This window comes from Burkholderia sp. Cy-637, from assembly GCF_011753175.1.
Lineage (GTDB): Bacteria > Pseudomonadota > Gammaproteobacteria > Burkholderiales > Burkholderiaceae > Burkholderia > Burkholderia gladioli.
In genome coordinates, this window is record NZ_VWWC01000024.1 from 16490 (window position 1) to 39376 (window position 22887).

22 protein-coding genes are annotated in these 22887 nt (G+C 68.3%); 11 read left to right on the top strand and 11 right to left on the bottom strand.

What is annotated here, in order from left to right; translation table 11 throughout:
• Positions 1 to 50: 50 nt before the first annotated feature.
• The 3 genes from F3J10_RS09765 to F3J10_RS09775 form a co-directional block, all read right to left on the bottom strand.
• The gene (locus F3J10_RS09765) at positions 51 to 806 is read right to left on the bottom strand and encodes an SDR family oxidoreductase (RefSeq protein ID WP_166912695.1); all 756 of its coding nucleotides are present in this window, start codon (positions 804 to 806) and stop codon (positions 51 to 53) included.
• An 86-nt stretch (positions 807 to 892) separates the two neighbouring features.
• A complete protein-coding gene (locus F3J10_RS09770; protein ID WP_025099334.1) occupies positions 893 to 1669 on the bottom strand; it encodes an SDR family oxidoreductase in 777 nt (258 codons plus the stop codon).
• Between the two features lie 18 nt (positions 1670 to 1687).
• Positions 1688 to 2305 (bottom strand): NAD(P)-binding domain-containing protein, encoded by a 618-nt coding sequence (locus tag F3J10_RS09775; RefSeq protein WP_025099335.1) that lies wholly within the window; start codon positions 2303 to 2305, stop codon positions 1688 to 1690.
• Positions 2306 to 2469: 164 nt separating this feature from the next.
• On the opposite strand from F3J10_RS09775, the gene F3J10_RS09780 reads away from it, so the two are divergent.
• Entirely contained in the window at positions 2470 to 3057 is a 588-nt protein-coding gene (locus F3J10_RS09780; RefSeq protein ID WP_025099336.1) for a TetR/AcrR family transcriptional regulator, read from the top strand.
• A 49-nt stretch (positions 3058 to 3106) separates the two neighbouring features.
• Here the strand turns inward: F3J10_RS09780 and F3J10_RS09785 are convergent, their stop codons facing one another.
• From F3J10_RS09785 to F3J10_RS09795, 3 genes are all read right to left on the bottom strand, one after another.
• Positions 3107 to 3547, bottom strand: coding sequence for a hypothetical protein (locus F3J10_RS09785; RefSeq protein ID WP_167241959.1), 441 nt, complete (start codon positions 3545 to 3547; stop codon positions 3107 to 3109).
• Between the two features lie 161 nt (positions 3548 to 3708).
• On the bottom strand, positions 3709 to 4008 hold the full coding sequence (locus F3J10_RS09790) for an AzlD family protein (RefSeq protein WP_025099337.1): 300 nt from the start codon (positions 4006 to 4008) through the stop codon (positions 3709 to 3711).
• Complete coding sequence (locus tag F3J10_RS09795; RefSeq protein ID WP_167241960.1) at positions 4001 to 4747, bottom strand: AzlC family ABC transporter permease; 747 nt, start codon at positions 4745 to 4747, stop codon at positions 4001 to 4003. The genes F3J10_RS09790 and F3J10_RS09795 overlap by 8 nt, the downstream gene beginning before the upstream one ends.
• A 115-nt stretch (positions 4748 to 4862) precedes the next feature.
• On the opposite strand from F3J10_RS09795, the gene F3J10_RS09800 reads away from it, so the two are divergent.
• Positions 4863 to 5333, top strand: a complete 471-nt coding sequence (locus tag F3J10_RS09800) for an Lrp/AsnC family transcriptional regulator (protein WP_025099339.1) — start codon at positions 4863 to 4865, stop codon at positions 5331 to 5333.
• 39 nt (positions 5334 to 5372) lie between these two features.
• Here F3J10_RS09800 and tam read toward each other — a convergent pair whose 3' ends face one another.
• Positions 5373 to 6152 (bottom strand): trans-aconitate 2-methyltransferase, encoded by a 780-nt coding sequence (gene tam, locus F3J10_RS09805; protein WP_167241961.1) that lies wholly within the window; start codon positions 6150 to 6152, stop codon positions 5373 to 5375.
• Between the two features lie 249 nt (positions 6153 to 6401).
• On the opposite strand from tam, the gene F3J10_RS09810 reads away from it, so the two are divergent.
• Positions 6402 to 7301: a LysR family transcriptional regulator gene (locus F3J10_RS09810; protein WP_025099341.1), complete on the top strand. Its 900-nt coding sequence runs from the start codon at positions 6402 to 6404 to the stop codon at positions 7299 to 7301.
• A gap of 77 nt (positions 7302 to 7378) precedes the next feature.
• On the opposite strand, the gene F3J10_RS09815 is transcribed toward F3J10_RS09810, so the two are convergent.
• A complete protein-coding gene (locus tag F3J10_RS09815) occupies positions 7379 to 9031 on the bottom strand; it encodes an NRAMP family divalent metal transporter (RefSeq protein WP_167241962.1) in 1653 nt (550 codons plus the stop codon).
• 1030 nt (positions 9032 to 10061) lie between these two features.
• Here F3J10_RS09815 and F3J10_RS09820 point away from each other — a divergent pair.
• The gene (locus F3J10_RS09820) at positions 10062 to 10283 is read left to right on the top strand and encodes a hypothetical protein (protein WP_167241963.1); all 222 of its coding nucleotides are present in this window, start codon (positions 10062 to 10064) and stop codon (positions 10281 to 10283) included.
• A gap of 95 nt (positions 10284 to 10378) precedes the next feature.
• Complete coding sequence (locus F3J10_RS09825) at positions 10379 to 11863, top strand: carbohydrate porin (protein WP_167241964.1); 1485 nt, start codon at positions 10379 to 10381, stop codon at positions 11861 to 11863.
• 37 nt (positions 11864 to 11900) lie between these two features.
• Here F3J10_RS09825 and F3J10_RS09830 read toward each other — a convergent pair whose 3' ends face one another.
• The gene (locus F3J10_RS09830) at positions 11901 to 13076 is read right to left on the bottom strand and encodes a GDSL-type esterase/lipase family protein (protein ID WP_167241965.1); all 1176 of its coding nucleotides are present in this window, start codon (positions 13074 to 13076) and stop codon (positions 11901 to 11903) included.
• A gap of 133 nt (positions 13077 to 13209) precedes the next feature.
• Positions 13210 to 15348 (bottom strand): catalase/peroxidase HPI, encoded by a 2139-nt coding sequence (katG, locus tag F3J10_RS09835; protein WP_167241966.1) that lies wholly within the window; start codon positions 15346 to 15348, stop codon positions 13210 to 13212.
• A gap of 552 nt (positions 15349 to 15900) precedes the next feature.
• Between katG and F3J10_RS09840 the strand changes: the two genes are divergently transcribed.
• From F3J10_RS09840 to F3J10_RS09850, 3 genes are all read left to right on the top strand, one after another.
• Positions 15901 to 16821 carry a LysR substrate-binding domain-containing protein gene (locus tag F3J10_RS09840; protein ID WP_167233025.1) on the top strand — a complete coding sequence of 307 codons (921 nt, stop codon included), beginning with the start codon at positions 15901 to 15903 and terminating at the stop codon, positions 16819 to 16821.
• 301 nt (positions 16822 to 17122) lie between these two features.
• Positions 17123 to 17905, top strand: a complete 783-nt coding sequence (locus F3J10_RS09845) for an ABC transporter substrate-binding protein (protein ID WP_025099348.1) — start codon at positions 17123 to 17125, stop codon at positions 17903 to 17905.
• A gap of 200 nt (positions 17906 to 18105) precedes the next feature.
• On the top strand, positions 18106 to 19221 hold the full coding sequence (locus F3J10_RS09850) for a succinylglutamate desuccinylase/aspartoacylase family protein (protein WP_013691574.1): 1116 nt from the start codon (positions 18106 to 18108) through the stop codon (positions 19219 to 19221).
• 176 nt (positions 19222 to 19397) lie between these two features.
• Here the strand turns inward: F3J10_RS09850 and F3J10_RS09855 are convergent, their stop codons facing one another.
• On the bottom strand, positions 19398 to 20258 hold the full coding sequence (locus F3J10_RS09855) for a MetQ/NlpA family ABC transporter substrate-binding protein (RefSeq protein ID WP_084152529.1): 861 nt from the start codon (positions 20256 to 20258) through the stop codon (positions 19398 to 19400).
• A gap of 259 nt (positions 20259 to 20517) precedes the next feature.
• Here F3J10_RS09855 and F3J10_RS09860 point away from each other — a divergent pair, with 259 nt between their 5' ends.
• The 3 genes from F3J10_RS09860 to F3J10_RS09870 all read left to right on the top strand — a co-directional run bounded on the left by F3J10_RS09860 (position 20518) and on the right by F3J10_RS09870 (position 22667).
• Positions 20518 to 21675 carry a porin gene (locus tag F3J10_RS09860; protein ID WP_025099350.1) on the top strand — a complete coding sequence of 386 codons (1158 nt, stop codon included), beginning with the start codon at positions 20518 to 20520 and terminating at the stop codon, positions 21673 to 21675.
• A gap of 205 nt (positions 21676 to 21880) precedes the next feature.
• The gene (locus F3J10_RS09865; RefSeq protein WP_025099351.1) at positions 21881 to 22141 is read left to right on the top strand and encodes a DUF2866 domain-containing protein; all 261 of its coding nucleotides are present in this window, start codon (positions 21881 to 21883) and stop codon (positions 22139 to 22141) included.
• Between the two features lie 124 nt (positions 22142 to 22265).
• Positions 22266 to 22667 (top strand): DUF6232 family protein, encoded by a 402-nt coding sequence (locus F3J10_RS09870; protein ID WP_025099352.1) that lies wholly within the window; start codon positions 22266 to 22268, stop codon positions 22665 to 22667.
• Positions 22668 to 22887 lie beyond the last annotated feature (220 nt).

Consider the following 22887-nt stretch of genomic DNA (forward strand, 5'->3'; position numbering starts at 1 on the left):
GGCAGCGGCCTGTTCGTTTTCGGCGCCGGGCGGATCCGCCCCGGGCTGTCTCAGGCGGTATAACCGCCATTCACGTCGATCACCGAGCCGGTGATGTATCCCGCATCCGGGCCGGCCAGGAACACGATCGCGGCGGCCACCTCGTCGAGTTCCGCGATGCGCCGGATCGCATGCGAATCGAGCACGGCGCTCGGCAGCGCATCGCGCGCGCCGGCCGCCATGTCGGTATCCATGATGCCGGCCTGCACCACGTTGACGGTGATCCCGCGCGCGCCCAGATCGCGGGCCGCGCCACGCGTATAACCGACGATCGCGGCCTTGGTGGCGGCATAGTCGGTGGCGCCGGCGAACAGCACGCGCGTGCCCACCCCGGAACCCACCGAGATGATCCGCCCGCCTTCGGGCAGCACCCGCGCGGCCGCGCGGATCACGGCGATCACGCCGGCCGTGTTGACGGCCCATTGGCGGTCCATCGCGGCGTTGTCGATGGCGGGATCGTCGAGCGTCCTGCCCATCACGGCGATCGCCGCGTTGTTGACGACGATGTCGAGCCGGCCCAGCGCGGCGAGCACCTCGCGAACCAGCGGTTCGGCCGAGCCGGTGTCGCCCTGGTCGGCGCGGATCGCGACGGCGCGCACGCCGGTCTCGCGCAGCCGCGCCACCACCGCCTCGGCCTTCTCCTTCGATGCCACGTAGCTGATCGCCACGTCGGCGCCGCGCGCGGCCAGCGCCGCCGCCGTGGCCGCGCCGAGCCCGCGCGAGCCGCCCGTGACGAGCGCTACCTTGCCTTGCAATGTCTTGTCCATGTCTATTTCCTGGTCGAAATGCGCCGGCCGCGGCCCATCCCCACGATGGGCGCCGGTCGATACGCAGTGAATGGGTGACTCGACGCTCACCAGGGCAGGCGTTCGTCGAGGAAGAAAAAGCCGCCGCTCGGGCCATCCTCGTCGAGGCTCGCGTAGCGGATCACCGTGATCGCGCCGTCCTCGACGCTCAGGTTCGCGCGCTCGCCGCCCATCCCGGTGCGCAGCCAGCCGGGATGGACGGCGTTGACCTTGATCCGCGTGTCGCGCAGTTCCCCGGCGATCAGGATCGTGAAGGCATTGAGCGCAGCCTTCGAACTGTCGTAGCCGAGCGCGCGGATCGGGTACACCGGCGATGATGGGTCGGACAGGTGCGCGAGCGATCCGCGAATGCTCGACACGTTCACCACGCGGCCGGCATCGGCGCTTCTCAGTAACGGAAGCAGCGTCTGGGTGAGGAATACCGGCGCGAAGAAATTCGCCTCGAAGCTGTCGCGCAGCACGTCGGGCAGGGCCTGGCTCGGCGGCCGCGTGGCCGGCGTGCCGCCGTCGGGGCTGTCGAGCAGCACGGCGGCGTTGTTGATCAGGATGTCGAGCCGGCCATGGGCACGCTCGATCGCCTCGCGCGCGGCCAGGCGGTCCGCCTCGCGCGTGATGTCGAGCCGCAGCGAGGAGGCCGCGAGGCCACGCTCGCGCAGCGTCGCGGCGACGGCTTCGCCCTGGGCCGCATCGCGCGCGCCGACGATCGCGTGGGCGCCGAGTTCGGCCAGGCGCTGGCAGACTTCGAGGCCGAGGCCGCGCGCGCCGCCGGTCACGAGCGCGATCTTGCCGGCCAGCGAGGGCACGGCCTTGATGGTGTCAGTCATGATGGCTGCCCCCGCTGCTCAAGCCGCGTCCGCCGCGGGCAGCGGCGCCAGCAGATCGACGCCGCTGAACAGGCCGCCGAGCTCCATCTGGCGGCCGGCGGTCGCGAGCGGGCCGAGCACGATCGGGTGCAGCCCCGCATCGGACACCAGGGAGGCGGCCACGTCCAGGGCGTGGTCATCGTCGCCGGCCACGAACTGCACGCGCCGGTAGCCCGCCGGCACCGGCGCATAGAGCTTGGCGAACGGCAGCGTGTTGAAGGCCTTCACGACGCGCGCCGAAGGCGCGAGCCGCGCGATCAGCTCGCTGCCGGAATCGCCGTGGAGATCGTCGATACGAAAATCGGGCGCATAACTGAGAAAGATGTTGGTCGCGTCGACCAGGACACGTCCCCGCCAATCGATTCCGGCCGCGAGCAGGTCGCGCACGCCGGTCCATGGCAAGGCCAGCACCACCACCTCGCTGTCCAGCGCGTCGCCGAGATCCGCCGCCGCTGGCGGTGCACCCGCCTTGGCCAGGCTCGCGATGGCCGCTTCGCGGCCCCGGCGGTTCGCGACCCGCAACTCATGTCCCGCGGCCGCGAAACGCGCAGCCAGTGTCGCGCCGACCGTCGCGGCGCCGATGATGCCGATTCTCATGCCTGCTCTCCCTGAAGCGCGATCGAACGGCCTGCGCCGGCACGAGGCGTTCATTCGCAAATAAAATACCGATCATTACGATAACGGACGGTACTTTATTTGCGAGACGAGCGTCAAGCGTTTTATACTGATCGTTCTTGAAAATCGAAACAGGGAAGCAGGCGATGGGACGCCGCAGGGAATTCGACGAGGACGAGGCGCTGGAAGCCGCCTTGCTGGTGTTCTGGCAGAAGGGTTACGAGGGTGCCTCGTTCGACGATCTCACGCAGGCCACGGGCGTCGCGCGCCCCGGGCTCTATGCGGCCTTCGGCAACAAGGAGGCGCTGTTCCTCAAGGCGCTCGATCTCTATGAGACGCGCTACCTGGGTTTCATGAGCGCGGCGCTCGACGCGGCCAGCTCGCGCGAGGTGGTCGAGCGGATCCTGCACGGCTGCGCCCGGCTGCATACCATGAGCCATGCCCATGCCGGCTGCCTCGGGCTCAATGGTGCGCTGGCCTGCTCCGACGACGCCGCATCGATCCAGCACGAACTGAACCGGCGCCGCAACGCCTCGCAAGCGGCATTGCGCAAGCGCCTGGAGCGTGCCCAGCGCGAGGGCGACCTGCCCGCGTCGGCCGATTGCGCGACGCTGGCCGCATACGTGGCCGCCGTCACGCAAGGGATGGCGGTGCAGGCCAAGGCCGGCGCATCGCGCAAGACGCTCGAGGCACTGGCCGCGCATGTGCTCGACGGCTGGCCGGGATCGAGCTGAAGCCGGTTCGCGAAGGCCGGCAATCGCGACGCGCCGGCCTTCCCCGTCCTCACTTCCCCTTGTCGTGCTCGGCCAGCCCGATCGCCTTGTAGTCGTAGGTCGGGTAGAACTCGGTGCGATACGCGCCCCAGGCGGTGTCCTCGAGCACGCGGTTCACCTCGCGCACGCGCGAGGCCGGCAGGCGCAGCGTGATCACCTGCCCGATCCCCATCGCCACGTACCAGCTCACGACCTCCACGCCCGGCGGCGGAAACGCCTTGTAGAAACCCTGCTTCGCCAGTTGCGCGTTCAGCTCGCTGAGCGGGCGCGACTGGTCGTGCTTGAGGAAGATGGTCAGCAGGACCGCGTTGTCGGGCGTGGCGACCTGGGTGCCGACGGGCGGCGTGCCCGAGGGCTGGGCATGGCCGACGGCGGGAAGCAGCGCGGCCATGGCGGCGGCGCCGAGGGCAAGCAGACGGATGCGGCGATTCAATCCTGCAATAAACGGCATGTTCTCGCTCCTGGGTCGAAGCGGGCCGCGCGGGATACGCGGCCCGGGCGTCAGCCGGGCGAGCGTACACCCGATCGCTGTCATGAACCTGGCGCGTGGATGCCGGGGCGGTCACCCGCGGCGCGCGGCCGGTGCGGCCCGAACGCGCCGCGCAAGCGCCGTCAGCCCATCAGGTGCCGCAGCAAACCGGCGCTGGCGATGCCGACCAGCACCGTCGGCAGCAGGGACAAGCGCATCGAGGCGAGCAAGGTGATGGCCAGCGCCAGCAGGTCGGCCGGGTCGCGCGCCACGAAGGCGGGCGCGATCACCGAGATCAGCACGCAGCCGGGCACGTTCTCCATCACGGCGCGCAGGCGCGGCCCCGGCGTGCGATCGCGCAGCGCCACGTAGCCGAGGATGCGCGTCAGATAGGTGGAGGCCGCCATCAGCACGATGGTGAGCAGGGTGGGCCAGTCAAGCATCGCGCGCCTCCATGCGCCAGGCCGCGATCGAGGCGGCCACCAGGCCCGCGCAGGCGCCGGCCGGCACGTACCAGGCCGCGCCCGGCGCCAGCCGGTAGACCACCGCCGCCACCACCAGGCTGACCAGCCAGGGATGGCAGGCGCGCACGCCCTTCCACATGCCGCGCAGCAGCACCAGGAAGACGGCCGTGAAGGCCATGTCGAAGCCGTAGCGCTCGACATCGCCGAGCACCGGGCCGAGGCCGGCGCCCAGCGCCGTGAACGACACCCAGGTACCCCACAGGCACAGCGCGACGCCCGCGTAATAGCGCATGCTGACGCGATCCGAGCGGCGCGCGCCGGCATCGGCCAGCGCCATCGCCCAGCTTTCGTCGCACATCAGGAACAGCGCGGCGAGCGCGCGCGGCAGCGGCACGTGGCGCAGCAGCGGCGCCAGCGCCGCGCCCATCAGGATATGGCGCGCGTTGACCAGGAACGACATCGCGACGATCAGCGCGATATGCGGCGGCGAGGTCCACAGCCGCACGGCCGCGAACTCGGAACCGCCACCGAAATTCATGCCCGCCATCAGCGGCACCTCGAGCACGCTCAGGCCCTTCTGCGCCGCCTGCGCGCCGAGCACCAGCGCGAACGGAATGAAACCCATCATCACCGGCACCGCGGCCCGCATCCCGCGGGCAAATTCCGACGCGGCCACCGGCCCCTTCAATACAGCATCCGACGTAAGCAAACGACTCATCACTACCTCCTTGCGGGGTAGCATTCTCCGCCAAACGCCATGAAATCGGGTTGCGTAGTTGCCAGACAAACCCAATAATTTGGCACTGGATGCCAATGAATACGGAGATATTGGAATGAAAGGCCAATTCAAGCTCGATGCCATCGATCGGCGCATCCTGCAGGCGCTGCAGCGCGACGGGCGCATGCAGAACATCCGCCTGGCCGACGAGGTCGGGCTGTCGCCCTCGCCCTGCCTGCGGCGCGTGCGCCTGCTGGAGGAAGCCGGCGTGATCGAGAAGTACGTGGCGGTGGTGGATGCCTCGAAGGTCGGCAAGGCGCTCAGCGTGTTCGTGCGCGTCTGGCTCAAGGCGCAGGATTCGGAGACGGTCGACCGTTTCGCCGACGCGGTGCGCCTGCTGCCCGACGTGGTGGAGTGCCACCTGATGGCGGGCGACTGCGATTTCCTGCTGCGCGTGGTGGTGGCCGACCTGGAGGAATACCGGCGCTTCCAGGCCGAGCACCTGACGCGAATCCCCGGCGTGCAGAGCGTCAAGACCGAGATCCCGACGCAGAAGATCAAGCTGACCTCGGAAATCCCGATGTGAGCCCGAGCGCGGGCGGCCGCGCTCGGGGGCCGGGTCGTTTCAGCGCGTCGCGACGATGAACAGGCGCGGGAACGGCAGCAGCACGGTGCCGTCCTCGTGGATGCGATAGGCATCCGCGATCGCCTCGCGATAGCGAACCAGGAAGGCGGCCTGTTCCTGCTCGTCGAGCCGCGCCAGGAAGGGCCGCAGCGCGCTGCCCTTGAACCACTCGACCACCGCGTCGGCGCCGCCCTCGAGCTGGTGGTGATAGACGGTGCGCCAGACGTCGACACGCGCGGCCAGCGGCCGGAGCAGCGAGAAGTACCAATCCGCGCCGAAGCGCATGGTGCGTTCGGCGCCGCCGAGCTTCGCGGCCCAGGGGCCGTCGGCGGCCACCTCGCGCATGATGCGATGCGCGGGCTCGTCGAGGTTGTCGGGCATCTGCACCGCCAGCACGCCGCCCTCGGCGAGCTGGCCGAGCAGCTTCGGGAACAGCACCGGGTGGTCGGGCACCCACTGCAGCACCGCGTTGGCGAGGATCAGGTCGAACGGCCCGGGCGCGTCCCAGGCGGAAATGTCGACCTGCTCGAAGTTCAGCCGGGGCAGGCGCTGGCGTGCCGAGGCCAGCATGTCGGCCGAGCTGTCGAGGCCGCTCACCCGCGCTTGCGGAAAACGCGCGGCCAGCATCTCGGTGGAGTTGCCGGGGCCGCAGCCGATGTCGACCGCCTCGCGCACCGCGATGTCGGGCACCGCGAACAGCAGGTCGCGTACCGGGCGCGTGCGTTCGTCCTCGAACTTCCGGTACTGCGATGCGTAGTGTTGGTCGTGCCTGGTGCTCATGATCGGCTCCTGTCTCGGCGGATGGGAAGGATCGGCAAGCGGGCGGAGCATGCAGCAGCGGCGCGAACGAGGGGCTTCCGGCGGCATGATCGCCCTGTCTCGCGAACGCCTTCGCCATCTCGCCTCGGCCGCGCTCCGCCGGGTTCGCCGGATTCGATGGGCTGCAGTATAGTCGCGGCAAATCGGGCCGCGCATGCCCCGCGCGGCCACAATATTCATGACTGCCTGTCCTCAATCGCCGGAGCGCCCATGATCGGTCTCGACCTGCTCGCCTCGTTCGCCGCCGCGGCCCGTCACGCCAGTTTCGCGGCCGCCGCGCGCGAGCTGGGGCTCTCGCCGTCGACCATCGCCAAGAACATCGCGCGGCTCGAGGCGAGGCTCGGCGTGCGCCTGTTCCATCGCACCACGCGGCAGGTCACGCTCTCCAAGGAAGGCGAGGAAATCCACGCGCGCTGCCGGCTGATCCTGGAAGAAGTCGAGTCGCTGGAGACCGCCGCCATCGAGGCGCGCGGCGAAGTGCGCGGCACGCTGCGCATCGACATGCCGCTCAGCTACGGCAAGCAGGTGGTGATGCCGGTGCTCAGGCAACTGAACGCGCGGCATCCTGCGTTGACGATCGACGCGCGCTTTTCCGATCGCACGGTGGACGTCGTCAAGGACGGGCTCGACGCCGCGATCCGGATCGGCCCGCTGGCCGATTCGAGCCTGGTGGGCCGGCAGTTCGACGCGCAATACTTCTGCACCTACGCGAGCCCGGCCTATCTCGAACAGCACGGCGAACCGGCCTCGCCCGACGAGCTCGGCGAGCACACCTGCCTGCTGTTTCGCGTGCCTTCGACCGGCCGCGAGCGCGCCTGGCACTTCCGCAGCGGCCGCCGCGAGCGTTCGCTCACGCCCGACAGCCGCATGTATCTCGGCGACGGCGAGGCCCTGATCGAGGCGGCCGTCGCCGGGCTCGGGCTGGTGCAGACGCCGCGCTACCTGGCCACCCGGGCGCTCGAGAACGGCGAGCTGGTCGAGGTGCTCAAGCGCCATCGCGCGCCGCCGCTGCCGATCTCGCTGGTCTATCCCAGCCAGCGCCACGTGCCGCTGCGCGTGCGCGTGCTGCTCGACGCGCTGCTGGCGAGCCGCCGCGCCGTGCGCGCCTGATCGATCCACGCCGCTGAAACAGGAAACGGCCGGCGCGCCCGCCAGGGTCGCGCCGGCCGCCTCGCATCGGCACGCGATCAGTTCAGCGCCGAGCGCACGATCTCGTAGCCGATCATCGCCACCGCCACCACCAGGTAGCCGCGCAGCACCGCCATCCACAGCTTGCTCTCCATCGGCATCGAGGGCGCGGGCAGTTGCTCGATCGGCGCCATCCGCCAGACGCGCTTCTCCTCGTCGCTCCAGCGCGGCGCGCCGATCGCGCGCAGCGGGAAGCGGCTGTTGCGATAGAACAGCGTGCAGACGAAGCCGACCACGCCGAGCGCGCTGCCGCCCGCGAGGATGTCGACGATGGTCTCGCCGCTGATGTCGGGGAACACGGTGGCGGCGGTCAGCACGATCGACAGCATCACCAGCACCCACACGACCGCGCCGGTGAACAGGTTCAGCCACTTGCCGTTGCACCAGGGGCCGAGCACCGAGCGATCGTTGCAGAGCAGCAGCAGGAACACCGTCGCGCTGGGCAGCAGCACGCCGGCCAGCGCCTGCACGGCATTGGTCAGGAAGCCGAGGAAGGCGTCGCTCGACACCAGGGTGACGGTGGCGGCCAGCGCGATCAGGCCGGCATAGGCGACATAGAACCACTTCGCCTGGTGCACCGGGCGATGCAGCGAGTGACGCACGCCGAACACGTCGCCGACCGCGTAGGCGGTGGCCAGCGAGACGGCCGCCGCGCCGATCACGCAGGCATCGAGCAGCGCGATCGCGAACACCGTGGCCGGGTAGCTGCCCACGTACTTGTCGAGCGCGGCGAGCACGGCGCCGGCATCGGTGAAGTTGCCGAACTCGGGCTTGCCGGCGTACATCGCCGCGCAGAAGCTGATCATCGCCACCGCGCCGATCATCACCAGGCCGATGCCGAGCCAGAGATCGAGCTTCTCGTAGCGGCTGAAGGCCGGCGTGATGCGCTTGTCGACCACGTAGCTCTGCTGGAAGAACAACTGCCAGGGCGCCACCGTGGTGCCGACGATGCCGATCACCAGCAGCATCACGTCGGCCAGCTTCGAATGCGCGGGCCAGCCCGGCACCAGGAAGTCATGCAGCATCTGCGAGGCGGGCGGGTGCACCGCGTGCAGCACCGGCACCAGCAGCAGGCTGCCGGCCACCAGCACCAGCGCGAAACGCTCGAAGCGCCGGAAGCTGCCGGTGCAGACCGCCGCGATGGTGATCAGCGCCGCGCCGACCACGCCCGGCACCTTCGGCAGGCCGAAATAATGCAGCGCGAAGGTGACGCCGATGAACTCGGTGACGATGGTCAGCGCGTTGAGCACGAACAGGTCGATCGCGCTGAACGCTCCCCAGAAGCGGCCGAAGCGCGCGAAGATCAGGCGTGCATGGCCCACGCCGGTCACCGCGCCCAGCCGCGCCACCATCTCCTGGTTCACGTAGAGCACGGGGATCAGCAGCATCAGCGTCCAGAGCAGGGTGGTGCCGTAGTTCTGGCCGGCCTGCGTGTAGGTGCCGAACGCGCCGGCATCGTTGTCGCCGACCATCACGATCAGGCCGGGGCCGAGGATCGCCAGCAGGGTGCGCCAGCGCGCGAGCCAGCCCTTGCGCGGCGCGGTGTCGTGCCGCTCGATGGTGCCGAGCGCGCCGCGGATGTCGCCCAGATGGGCCTCGTCGAGGACCGCGTGGTTGGCCTGCGTCGGCGGGAATTGCGAGGAAGTGGACATGTGGTGTCTCGTCGAAAGGACGCGACGACGCGGGCGGCATGCCGGGAATGCATGCCGCCTCGGGAGGTCGCGAAAACGATGGATCGATGGACGACGAAAACGGCATGCCCCGCACGCGATGACGGATGCGGATACGCAAGGCGGCAGGCCGCGGCGGGCTGCCGTTTCGGTCGTCGGATGGGCCGGCGCTGGCACGCGCCGGCCGGCGCCGGATCACGGGGATCGGCGCGGCTCGTCGTGGATCACTGTGCTGCGGGATATCGGCATGAAGCGGCGCGCGATATCGAACCCTCCCTTCGTACCGGCATCGATACGGGCGTGTTGATCCATACGGCCCGGGACGTCGCGAACGCAGGCATCCGGCAACGGACGTGCGTCGGCAACGGCTCGAGGCCGCACCAATGAGGGTGCACGGGAAGCAAGGGGAACTTCGGCGCGCACCGTCCTGCCTGCTGGCGGGACGGCGGCGAGATGGGAATCAGCGCGTGGAGTCCCGCCGGTCAGGCGGAAAGAGAGATCGGAGATCGACTACTGCTACTGTCCAAGATGGATGACCTTCAGTCGGAAAACGGGCGAATTCTGCGCGGTCGGATTCGAGGCGTCAACCGTCTTTCGCAGGATTTTTATTACGCCCTTCTTACGCGCTTCGTGCCGCCTTCGAGGCATGAAGCCGCCGCCGCGCGGCGCGCCGCCGACGATTCGAATATCCCCTGCACTGCGAAGCATTTTTTTGTTGCGCCGCGTGACAGACGCGGCATAGAATCCGCCCTGTCTCGAACCCAAGCCGATTCATCATGGAACCCCAGCCTAGTAGCGACAGTCGTTCGCCGGCCCTGCCCGGCGACCCCAGGACCAATACGCGCTAGCGCCTGCCTTTCCCGTAGCCGCTGCCCGTATTGACGGTGCAGCGCGCCTCCCCGGCCCGATCACGGCCGCCCCAGCACGCTCCCCTGCCTCGAACACCCGATGCGGCCCGCCCGCCTCGGCCATGGATCGCTTTCGCCCGACGCGGGCGAAGCGGAGGTGCATCATGTACGTGCAGCAATTCCTTTTCGTTTCGCATTCCTACTTTACCAACCGCGACGACGTGCTCGGCGGTTACCTGCCGCCCGCCGCCGATCCGCGAGCCTATGCCGCCCCGGCCCCGGGCCCGGCGCCGCGCCGTCATCAAGCCGTATCGGAACCGGTGCAGGATTCCCGCCAGGCGGACAGGCAGGACGGCACCGCAGCCGACGCGCCCCGGCGCAACTGAATCCCGCGTTACGCGCCTCGCGGGCGCCTCAGCCGATTCATGCCCGCGATGCGCGGCGTCCCCTCGTCGTCGACAACCACACTCCCTGCAAGCCGATGAAAACACTCGCCCTCAAGCAGCAGCCCACGCGTTCGCCGCGCGCATCCAAGTCCTTCGCTTCGGCCACGTCCTGCCAGCCTCGGCCGTTCGCGATGCTCGCCGCCACCGTCTCGATCCTCGCCGCCGCGTCGGCGCATGCGCAGGAGGCGCCCGCCGCCGCGCCGGGCGGCGACGACGCCTCGCCTGCCGGGCTCTGGCAACGCGCCGCCCTGTTCGGCGACATGGGCGGGCTGCGCCCCGCGCTCGACACGCTCGGCATCACGCTGGCGCTGCAGGAGACCAGCGAATACTTCCGCAACGCCAGCGGCGGCACGCAGCGGATCGGCGCCTACGACGGCCTCACGCAAGGCACCCTCAGCGTCGATACCGGCAAGCTGTTCGGCCTGGCCGGCGGCACCTTCAATGTCAGCGCGCTGCAGATACACGGCAGCAACCTCAGCGCGCGCGCGCTGGGCGCCCAACAAGCCGTCAGCGGCGTGGAGGCGAACGCGGGCACGCGGCTCTGGGAGCTCTGGTACGGGCAGCAGTTCGCGGGCGGCGCGGCCGACCTGCGCATCGGCCAGCAGAGTCTCGACCAGGAATTCATGCTGAGCCAGTACGCGAGCAGCTTCGCCAATGCCACCTTCGGCTGGCCGGTACTGCCCTCGGTCGACATGCCCGGCGGCGGCCCCGCCTATCCGCTCTCCTCGCTCGGCGCGCGCCTGAAGCTCAAGCCGACCCCGGCGATCACGGTGCTAGCCGGCGTGTTCGACGGCTACCCGGGCGGCAGCGCGCAGAACGACGCGCAGCAAGGCAATGCACACGGCACGCGCTTCAACCTGCATGACGGCGCGCTATGGATCGGCGAGCTGCAATACGCGCTCAACCAGGCGCAGGGCGAGGCGCCCGATGCCAGGCCGAGCGGCTTGCCCGGCACCTACCGGCTCGGCTTCTGGTATCTCTCGGGACGTTTCGACGATCCGCGCCAGGACAGCAGCGGCCTGCCGCTCGACTCGCCGGCCTCGAACGGCATCGCGCGAACCCATCGCGGCAACTACGGCGCCTACGCGGTGGCGGACCAGATGGTGTGGCGCTCGACCGGCAACGCGGCGCGCTCGCTCGGCGTGTTCACGCGCGTGATGGGCGCGCCCGACGATCGCAATTCGGTGAGTTTCTCGGCACAGGCCGGCATCGCGTTGAAGGCGCCGTTCGACGGCCGCGACAACGACACGGCGGGCCTCGCGATCGGCTACACCAACGCCACGCTGAACGTGGACGCCGCGGCCGGCGCGACGCTGGGCATCGCCGGCGCGAAGCGCATCAACGAGACGGTGTTCGAGGCGACCTACCAGTACCAGGTCGCGCCATGGTGGATGCTGCAGGGCGACCTGCAATACATCGTGCGGCCCAGCGGCGGTTATTACCTGCCCGCGAACGGCGGCTCGGCGCGCAGGATCGGCAACGAGGTGGTGGCGGGCTTGCGCACCGTGGTGAACTTCTGAGTCGGGTCATCGCCGGCGAGCCGCCGGCGATTCGCGCTCAACGGAATGCGCTGCCGCCCTCGAAGGCGCGCGCCACGAAGCGCTCGGCGATGCGCCGATGCGCCTCGCCATCGGGATGCAGGCGATCCGGCAAGGGCAGCTCGGCCTCGTCCTCGGCGCCGTACAGCGCGAGGCCATCGAGATAGTGCAGGTTCGGATCCGTGGCCGCGCGCTGCGCCACGATGCGCTGCAAGGCCTCGCGAATGACTTCGAGCGTGAGCTTGCCGGCCGCGCGCTCGCCCGGCTCGCCGGTGGCGCGAAACAGCACCTTGCCGCTCGCCAGCGCCTCCAGATCGAACGCGCCGGGGCCCGGCGTGCGCTCGTGGATCTCGCAATGGATCGGCGAGACCACCAGCAGCGGCGTGTCGGGATGACCGTCGCGGATCGTGTCGAGAAAGCCGTGCACGGCCGGCGCGAACGCGCGCTGGCGCATCAGGTCGGCGTTGACGAGGTTGATGCCGAGTTTCAGGCTGATCAGGTCGGCGCGCGTGTCGCGAATGGTGCGTGCCACGAAGGGATCGAGCAGCGCGCTGCCGCCGAAGCCGAGATTGAGCAGGCTGACGCCGGCCCGCGCGGCGGCCAGCGCCGGCCAGATCGTCGAGGGGCTCGCCGCGTTCGAGCCCTGGCTGATCGAGCTGCCGTGATGCAGCCAGACGCGCCGGCCGTCGTCGCCGACCGGTTCGAGGGCGGCGTCGCTGCGCAGCGCCACCAGCAGCGTGGCCTCGTTGTGCGGCAGCCAGAGCTCGACGCGCTTGTCGTGCGTGGGCAGGCCGGCGAAGCGCAGCGTGGCGGCCGCGCCGGGTTCGTGGCTGGCCGCGCCCGTGCCGAGCGAGATCACCACGGTGTCGCCACCCTCGGCGCTGGCCTGCGCGACCCGCGCGCCGTCCACCAGCAGGTCGTAGACGCCGGGCGGCCGGGCCGGCACGCCGGCATAGCGATAACGCGTCGGCAGCGTATCGAGTTCGATCGCGCTGGCACGCGTGCGGAACACCAGGCGCACGCCCGAGGGCTGCGCCTCGACCATCGCGAACTGCGCGTCGAGCCCGCGCGAGCGCGCCCAGGCCGGCAGGCGATGGACCAGCACGCCGCGCGCGGTGGTCTCGAGTTCGAGCGCGCCCTGCACCAGGGCGTCGGTGATCGGCGTCGCGATCGGCAGGATTTCGGCATTCGTCATCTGGTGGCTCCATCGATGGCGGCCCGGCGGCACCAAAAGAAAACGGCCGATCTTGCGATCGGCCGTCCTCGGCTTAGATCCGGGCCAGTCGGCCCGGCGGATCATACGCTCACTTCACGCTCGCGAGACCGGATCAGCCCAGATCGAAACGATCCAGGTTCATCACCTTGGTCCAGGCCGCGACGAAGTCCTCGACGAACTTGCGCTTCGCGTCGCCGCTCGCGTACACCTCGGCCAGCGCCCGCAGCACCGCATTGGAGCCGAACACCAGGTCCGCGCGGGTGCCGGTGTACTTCACCTCGCCGCTCGCGCGGTCGCGCCCTTCGTACACTTCGGCGCTCGCATCGGCAGCCTTCCACTCGGTGCCCATGTCCAGCAGGTTCGCGAAGAAGTCGTTGCTCAGCACGCCGACGCGATCGGTGAACACGCCGTGCTGGCTGCCGTCGAAGTTGGCGCCCAACACGCGCAGGCCGCCGACCAGCACGGTCAATTCCGGCGCCGTCAAGGTCAGCAACTGCGCCTTGTCGACCAGCAGCGCCTCGGTCGACGGGCCGCCTTCCACGCGACGATAGTTGCGGAAGCCGTCGGCAACCGGCTCGAGCACCGACACGGATTCGACATCGGTCTGATCCTGGCGCGCATCGACACGACCCGGTGCGAACGGGACGTCGATCTTCACGCCCGCGGCGGCCGCGGCCTGCTCGACGCCAACCACGCCGGCCAGCACGATCACGTCGGCCAGCGATGCCTTGCCCGACGCGGCCTGGATGGCCTGCAGCCTGGGCAGCACGTCGACGGCGGCCTTGTTGACCGCCCAGTCCTTCTGCGGCGCCAGGGCAAGCCGGGCGCCATTGGCGCCGCCGCGCTTGTCGCCGCCGCGGAAGGTCGAGGCCGAGGCCCATGCGACCGAAACCAGCTCACCGACCGACAGCCCCGACGCGGCGATCTTTTCCTTCAGATCGGCGATATCGGCGGCGCTCGGCTGGTGCGTGGCAGCCGGCAGCGGGTCTTGCCACAGCAGGTCTTCCTTCGGGATTTCCGGGCCGAGGTAGCGTGCCTTCGGGCCCATGTCGCGGTGGGTCAGCTTGAACCATGCACGCGCGAAGGCTTCGTTGAACGCCTGCGGATCACCCAGGAAACGACGCGAGATCTTTTCGAATTCCGGGTCGTAGCGCAGCGTGAGATCGGTCACCAGCATCGTCGGCTTGCGCTTCTTGGACGGATCGAACGGGTCGGGAATCAGGTCCGGCGCATCCTTCGCCTCGAACTGAATGGCACCCGCCGGGCTGCGCGTCTGCACCCATTCGTACTTGAACAGGTTCTCGAAGAAGTAGTTGCTCCACTGCGTCGGCGTCTGCGTCCAGACCACCTCGAGGCCGGAGGTGATGGCGTCGGCGCCCGCGCCGCTGCCGAAGCTGCTGGTCCAGCCCAGGCCCTGCGTTTCGAGCGAGGCAGCTTCCGGATCGGCACCGACGTGGTCCGCCGAGCCCGCGCCGTGCGTCTTGCCGAGCGTGTGGCCGCCGGCGATGAGCGCGACGATTTCCTCGTCGTTCATCGCCATGTTGCCGAAGGTCGCGCGGATCGCCGGCGCCGCGGAAGCCGGATCGCCGCTGGCGTTCGGACCTTCCGGGTTCACGTAGATCAGGCCCATTTCGGTCGCGGACAGCGGATTGTCCTTGAGCGTTTCCGGATTGCGGTGCGACAGCCAGGCCTTCTCGTCACCCCAATTCACGTCCAGGTCCGGCTCCCACACGTCTTCGCGACCTGCCGCGAAACCGAAGGTGCGGAAACCCGAATTTTCCAGCGCGACATTGCCCGCCAGGATGATCAGGTCGGCCCACGAGATTTTCTGGCCGTACTTCTGCTTGACCGGCCACAGCAGACGACGCGCCTTGTCCAGGCTGACGTTGTCGGGCCACGAGTTCAGCGGTGCGAAACGTTGCTGGCCGCGCCCCGCGCCGCCGCGGCCGTCGACCATGCGGTAGGTGCCGGCGCTGTGCCAGGCCATGCGGATGAACAGGCCCGCGTAGCTGCCCCAGTCGGCCGGCCACCATGCCTGCGAGTCGGTCAGGACCTTCTTCAGGTCGGCCTTGAGCGCGCTGTAGTCCAGTTGCTTGAATTCCTTGCGATAGTCGAAACTCTCGCCAAGCGGATTGGAACGATTGGAATGCTGATTCAGCAGATCGACGCGCAGCTGCTTGGGCCACCAATCGCGATTGGTGGTGCCGCCGCCGGCCGAGTGGTTGAACGGACACTTCGCCTCATTCGACATCTGTATTCTCCTTGTTCGCTAACGCTTGCCCGGCTCGTGGGGGAGGAGGAGCCGGGAATGCCAGGTGCTCGTCAATCATCGTGCTGGTGAATACTAAACGCTGCATTTGCCGAGCGGAAATTGGATTATTTGATCGACGGGAATCGAAAAAACTAACACCCGGCATCTGGGACCCTGCAACCCGCACGTGCCGCGCAGCGTAGCCGCGCTTCATGTCGAAACGATGAGGGTCGAGGTTTTGCGGCGATGCATCAAAGCACGATCGACGGTGCAACGAAGCACGGACGTGCAGCATGACGGATCCGGCGAAATCGTGCCGCGAGGCGGGCGCGCCTGCCCAGCATTGCATTGCGAGGGGCAACAATCGCCGCAACAATGACGGCGTCGCGCGCCGCGATCATTGCTCGCCTTGATGCCCTGGCCGGCCGATCCGTCGCCGCTCGGATCGCCTCGCGTTGCGCTTGCCGCACGGCAATATGTTCCCGCGCGCAACCAAATCGCGGCGCGATGCGCCATGATGCTCGCGTGATGTCTTCACTCCGGACCGCCTCGATGACCCGTATTCGCAATCCTCTTAATCTCGCGCAGTTGCAGGCCTTCGTGGCCGCCGCGCATCATCGCAGCCTGCGCGCCGCCGCGCGCGAGCTCGGCGTCACGCAGCCGGCGATCACGCACACGATCCGCGAGATCGAGCACGCGCTGAACGCCGAGCTGATGGTGCGCAGCGTGCGCGGCGTCGAGCTGACCGCCTGCGGCCATGCCCTGCTGCCGCGCGCCGAGCAGTTGCTCGGCGACATGCGCCGCGCGGTGGAGGCGGTCGAGCAGGTGAAGGGCGAAATGTCGGGGCGCGTGGCGGTCGCCACCATGCCCTCGATCGCGCTGACCGCGCTGCCGCGCGCGGTGCAGAAATTCCGCGCCACCATGCCGAGCGTGCAGTTGCACCTGGCCGAGCTGTCGGTGCCCGAGGCCATGACGCAGCTCGGCAACGGCACGCTCGACCTGGCCGCGATCCATCACATCCCGGCGCTCGATCGCGAGTTCGTGCAGACGCCGCTGCTGTCCACCGAATTCGTGATCGTGATGCGCGCCGGCCATCCGCTCGCCAAGGCACGCAGCCTCGCCGAGCTGCTCGACGCCGAATGGATCGTGACGGTGGACGCCGAGGATTTTCCGCACAGCGTCATGATGGCGATGTTCACCACCCACGGGCTGCCGCTGCCCCGCCGCCTGCTGCGCGCGCCCTCCTCGTTCTCGGTCACGCTCGGCCTGGTGTCGCGCTCGGACGTGATCGGCTGCTTCACCAAGCCGCTGGCCGAGATGGTCGCGCCGCTGGGAATCCGCATCGCCGCCGTCGAGGAGACGCTGCCGAACTACGAACTGTCGATCCTGTCGCGCCGCGACCTGCTGCCGACGCCGGCCGTCACGCAGTTCATCGCCTGCCTGAAGCAGGCGGCGGCCGATACGCTGGGCTGAAGGCCGAACTACGAGCCATGCACCCGCGCGGTGCACGCGCTCGCGCCGAAACCGGTTTCGGCATCAATTACCGAAAGCTTCCTTACATTCTTTCGAAAACCTCAATAAAAACCGCCTCTCGCGGGCGCGTCCCGCTATCCGGGCTTCCACTAGGCACCCGCTGGGCTTTTTGTCTTGATAATGTTCCGCGAACGCTCGTCCGCATCGGGCGGGCGTTTCCAGTCAGCCCGGCAGCAGCCGCACCGGGCGGAGCGCACTGCGGCACGACCGCGCGCAAACCACCGTACAACGAGGAGTCATAGTGAAAAAAGTTCTGGCGGCCCTGACGGTTGCCCTGCTTGCCGTGTCGGCAGGCGGCGCCTACGCAAAAGACTGGTCGACGGTCCGCTTCGGCGTCGACGCGAGCTACCCGCCGTTCGAATCGAAGGGCGCGGACGGCAAGCTGGTCGGCTTCGACGTCGACCTGGGCAACGAAATCTGCCGCCGCATCGCCGCGAAGTGCGTGTGGGTCGAAAACGACTTCGACGGGATGATCCCGGCGCTGAAGGCTCGCAAGTTCGACGGCGTGCTGTCGTCGATGTCGATGACCCCGCAGCGCGCCGAACAGATCGCCTTCTCGGCCAAGCTGTTCAACACGCCGACGCGCCTGGTCACCAAGTCCGGCGCCAAGCTGCTGCCGACCGCCGATTCGCTCAAGGGCAAGACGGTGGGCGTCGAGCAGGGCACGATCCAGGAAACCTACGCGAAGACCTACTGGGCGCCCAAGGGCGTGACGGTGGTGCCTTACCAGAACCAGGACCAGGTCTACGCCGACCTGCTGTCGGGCCGCCTCGACGCCACGCTGCAGGATGCCGTGCAGGCCGAGATCGGCTTCCTGAAGACGCCGCGCGGCAAGGGCTATGCGTTCGCCGGTGGCGACATCGACGATCCGAAGACGCTCGGCGAAGGCGCCGGCGTGGGCCTGCGCAAGGAAGACACCGACCTGAAGGCGAAGATCGACGGCGCGATCGCCGCGATGCGCAAGGACGGCACGTACGACAAGATCGCCAAGAAGTACTTCGATTTCGACGTCTACGGCAAGTAAATCCCGCCGCGACGCGGCAGCCGACGGGCCCTTCGGGGCCCGTTGTCATTGGTGCGGCAGGTGCCCGCGCGAGCGCGCGCCCGGGCCGCCGGGCCGGGATCGTCCGCCCGGCGCCCCCGCTTGCCGCGCGCAACGTACAATCGTCGTTTCCCCGTTCCTGACGACTCCGCTCGGCGGCCCAGGCCGCCCGCCCCCCGATCATGCAAACGCTGACCCATCCGCTGATTTCCCCCGCGCTCGGCACCGAACGCCACATCACCAGCTTCCATTACGGTCCGCGCAGCGGGAAGAAGGTCTATATCCAGTCGTCGCTGCATGCCGACGAACTGCCCGGCATGCTCGTCGCGACCCTGCTGCGCCGCCATTTCGCCGCGCTCGAGGCGGCCGGGCGGCTGCGCGACGAAATCGTGGTGGTGCCGGTGCCGAACCCGATCGGCCTGTCCCAGCACGTGTTCGGCGACCATCTCGGCCGCTTCGAACTGAACACCATGCAGAACTTCAACCGCAACTTCCATGACCTGGCCGCGCTGGTGATGCCGCGCATCGAGGGCCGGCTGGGCAAGGACGCGGCGCAGAACCTGCTGGCCGTGCGCGCGGCGGTGCGCGAGGCGCTCGACGAGCAGAAACCGCGCACCGAGCTCGAATCGCAGCGGCTCGCGCTGCAGCGCCTGTCGTTCGACGCCGACGTGGTGCTCGACCTGCATTGCGACAACGACGCCGTGATGCATCTCTATACGAACCCCGATCTGTGGGAGGACGTCGAGCCGCTGGCGCGCTACCTGGACGCCCAGGCCTCGCTGCTCGCGCTCAATTCGGTCGGCAACCCGTTCGACGAGGTGCACAGCTTCTGCTGGTCGGAGCTGCGCGAGCGCTTCGGCAGCCGCTTCCCGATCCCGAACGGCGCGATCTCGGTGACGGTCGAGCTGCGCAGCGAGCGCGACGTGTCCTACGAATTCGCCGAGCGCGACGCGCAGGCGATCGTCGATTACCTGACCCTGCGCGGCTCGATCGACGGCACGCCGGCGCCGCTGCCGCCGCTGGCCCATCCCGCCACCCCGCTGGCCGGCACCGAGCCGCTGGTGGCGCCGGTATCGGGCGTGCTGGTGTTCCGCACGCCGGTGGGCATCGTGGTGGAGCCGGGCCAGGAGATCGCCGATATCGTCGATCCGCTGACCGACCGGGTGGTCACGCTGAAGGCCAGCGTGCGCGGCGTGCTCTATGCGCGCCAGGTGGTGCGCTTCGCCACCGCCGGCATGGAAGTGGCGCGGATCGCCGGCAATACGCCGTTCCGCAGCGGCTCGCTGCTGTCGGCCTGAGCTCCGGCAGCCTCTCGCGCCCGGGTTTGCCGCCATCCTCGGCGGCCGCGATGCAAAACGGCCGGCAACGCGTCGCTACGCGCGGACGGCCGTCATGACCCACGGTCGATCCTCCCCGTCGCGGCCCGTCACTCGGGCCGCTTTCCCCTGCCGGCCTTGCCCGGCAAGCCAGCCGCTCAGAACGCCGGCACGATCGCGCCGTTGAACTTCGCGTCGATGAACTTGCGCACGTCGTCCGATTCGTAGGCCGCCACCAGCTTCTTCACCCAGGGCTTGTCGCGATCCTGCGCGCGCACCGCGATCAGGTTCGCGTAGGGGCCCTTGAGATCCTCGATCGCGATCGCGTCCTTGACCGGCGTGAGGCCCGCCTTGACCGCGTAGTCGGTATTGATCGAGGCGGCGTCCAGGTCGGGCAGCGCGCGCGGCAACTGGGCCGAATCGAGCTCGACGATGCGGATCTTCTTCGGGTTCTCGGCCACGTCCAGCGGCGTGGCGTTCACGCCGTTGCTGCCGACGCCCGGTTTCAGCTTGATGACGCCGTACTTCTGCAGCAGCAGCAAGGCTCGGTTGCCGTTCGAGGGGTCGTTCTGGATGCCGACCTTGGCGCCCACCGGCAGGTCCTTCAGCGACTTGATCTTCCGTGAATAGAAGCCCATCGGCGCGGTATAGGTCAGCCCGACGCTGACGATCCTGTAGCCGCGCTGCTTGATCTGGCTGTCGAGGAAGGGCTGGTGCTGGAAGCCGTTGGCGTCGAGATCGCCCGAGTCGAGCGCCGCGTTCGGCTGCACGTAATCGTTGAATTCGATCACCTTGATCGGCAATCCGTCGTGAGCGGCCACTTTCGCTACTTCCGTCCAGATCTGCGCATCCGGTCCGCTCATGGTGCCGATCCGCAGCGGCGTGCCATCCGCCCGGGCCGCCGACATCAGCGCGACCGACAAGGTCCCGCCGACCACGGCAAGACGCGAAACCTGCGCGAACCACCCCGAAAAACGCCGCATTGCGATCCCCTCTTCTGTCATGAACGAGCGGCGCATGCTCGCATGACCGGCCGGTCGGTCCAACCAAGCATTGCTGATGGGCATCGATGCTGTTGCGCGAAAAGCAAACGCGGAATCGTCATATCGATTGCGGGCGCAACCGTCATATCGTCTGCTGTGGTGCGGGCGCTACATTCTGAACTATGACAATCACTGTCACATTCATTACCTGCCCCGCCGATAAAGTGCGGTCCGTTCCTTCCAAACGCCTTCAAGAGCGCGGAACCGCACAACCTTATTTCGCTCGGAGATTGCCTTGAACAAGAAACTGTTGACCATCGCCGTGCTCGCCGCCACGGCCAGCGCTGCCCACGCACAAAGCAGCGTCACGCTGTACGGGATCATCGACGCCGGTATCAGCTACGTTAACCACAGCAAGAACGCCGCCGGCGGTTCGGACAAGCTGTTCAAGTACGACGACGGCGTTGCCCAGGGCAGCCGTTGGGGCCTGCGCGGCACGGAAGACCTCGGTGGTGGCCTGAAGGCGATCTTCGTGCTCGAAAACGGCTTCAACAGCGGCAACGGCACGCTGGGCCAGGGCGGCGCGCTGTTCGGCCGTCAAGCCTACGTCGGCCTGAGCCAGACGCAATACGGCACGGTCACGTTCGGCCGCCAGTACTCGTTCTCGACCGACATCCTCGGTTCGAACTACTCGACGGGTGGCAACACGGTCGTCGGTAACTACGCTTACCACGTCAACGACATCGACCAGCTGACCTCGAGCCGCATCAACAACTCGGTCAAGTACCAGAGCGCGAACTACTACGGCTTCACGTTCGGCGCCTTGTACGGCTTCTCGAACCAGGCTGGCGCGTTCGCCGGCGCGAACTCGACGACGGTCGGCACGACCACCACGGCGGGCTCGTCGCGCGCCTACAGCTTCGGCGTGAACTACGCGAACGGCCCGGCATCGATCGGCGCGGCCTACACGGACATCCGCTTCCCGGGCCAGGCAACGCCGTCGTTCTCGACGACGATCGCCAACATCGGCACGGGCACGGTGCGTGACCTGCGCACGTTCGGCGTCGGCGGCCGCTACATCTGGGGCCCGGCAACGGCATGGCTGCTGTGGACGAACACGCAGTTCGACGCGATCAACCTGGCCGGCACCAAGTACAACGCGTACGAAGCAGGCCTGAAGTACGCGCTGACGCCGGCCCTGTCGGGCGCTGTCGGCTACACGTACTCGAGCGCCACGCAAGGCAGCAACTCGTACCACTGGAACCAGGTCAACGGCACGGTCGACTACGCGCTGTCCAAGCGTACCGACGTGTATGCCCTGGCTGTCTACCAGCAGGCTTCGGGCAAGGGCGTGCAAGCGCAGATCGGCTCGAGCACCAGCTACTTCAACACGTCGGGCACGGGTTCGAAGAACCAGATCGCTGCTCGCGTCGGCATCCGCCACAAGTTCTAAGCAAGCGCTTCACTCGCGAAGACACTACGGCAGAAACGCCCCGCCATCCGGCGGGGCGTTTTTTTTCGTCTTTTAAGTTTCATTTAATTCTGGATTGAGAGCATCCTCTCACCCCCCCTGTTGGCCGCCTGAGCATCGGCGGCTTTTTTTTTGATCGTATGCCGGGCGGCAGCCGCCACCGGACGAGACAGGACCGGAGGAAACGATGATCGAAGATATTGTTTTCAGCCACCTCCCCACGATTCTGACGCGCGAGCACGCGTTCCCGGTCCAGAGCTGCCGCGTCTCGGTGGCCATGCAACGTCCCTGGGGCCGACCTTATCGGCTGGTCGAGTGGACCATGCACCTCGACGCTCCCGCGCGACGACGCATCGTCCCCGCCGAAAGCACCGACGAGCAGATCGCCGAGGCGGTCGCCTCGCACGTGCCGGGCCGGCTCTACGAGGACGGCGCCTCGCTGTTCTGACGCGTCGTTCGCGGCCGCGCGGCATTCAGGTTTCCTGATCGTCATCATCCCGCCAGCCGGCCGTCACGGGCAGGCGCGGCGGGAATTCTGCTACCCTCCCCGTTTTCCGCTACGCATCTCATCCATGGAAAACGCATTCAACGAACGTGGCGTCAGCGTGACCCGCAACGGCCTGTCCTGCGCCGGGCTGGTGTTCCCGCTGCGCGAGATTCGCGACCTGGCCGTGGTCACCGTCAACAAGAACGCGGTCGTGCCGATCCTGATCTCGCTGATCGGCGTGGCCGCGATCGCGGCCGGCGCGGTCTATGCCGTCAGCGGCGGCATCGTCGTCGGCGCGATGCTGGCCGTGGTCGGCTACCTGACCTGGATCACCCAGGACGTCACCTACCGGCTGATGGTCGATACCGCCGAGGGCAAGCGCGAGGCCGTGGTCAGCGTCGAGCGCGAGTTCGTCGAACGGGTCGCCCAGGTGGTGCGCGACGCCAAGGCCGCGCAGCCGGCCGCCACGGCGGCGGCCGCGAAATAGGCCGGAACGTCGGGCCTGCGGGCTCGATTGACCGCGTGAGCGGTTTGGTTTTGCCTTTGCATGGCCCGGAGCGATCCGGGCCATGTGTCGTTTACGTCCGCTTATCTTCGTTTATGCCCGGCATTTTCCCCGTCCTTGCCGGCTGGACGGCAACGGGGACGACGGGCTGGCGCCAGGCCGCGCCCCGGCTTGAAGTGGTGCATCGCGACTGACCGTTAGT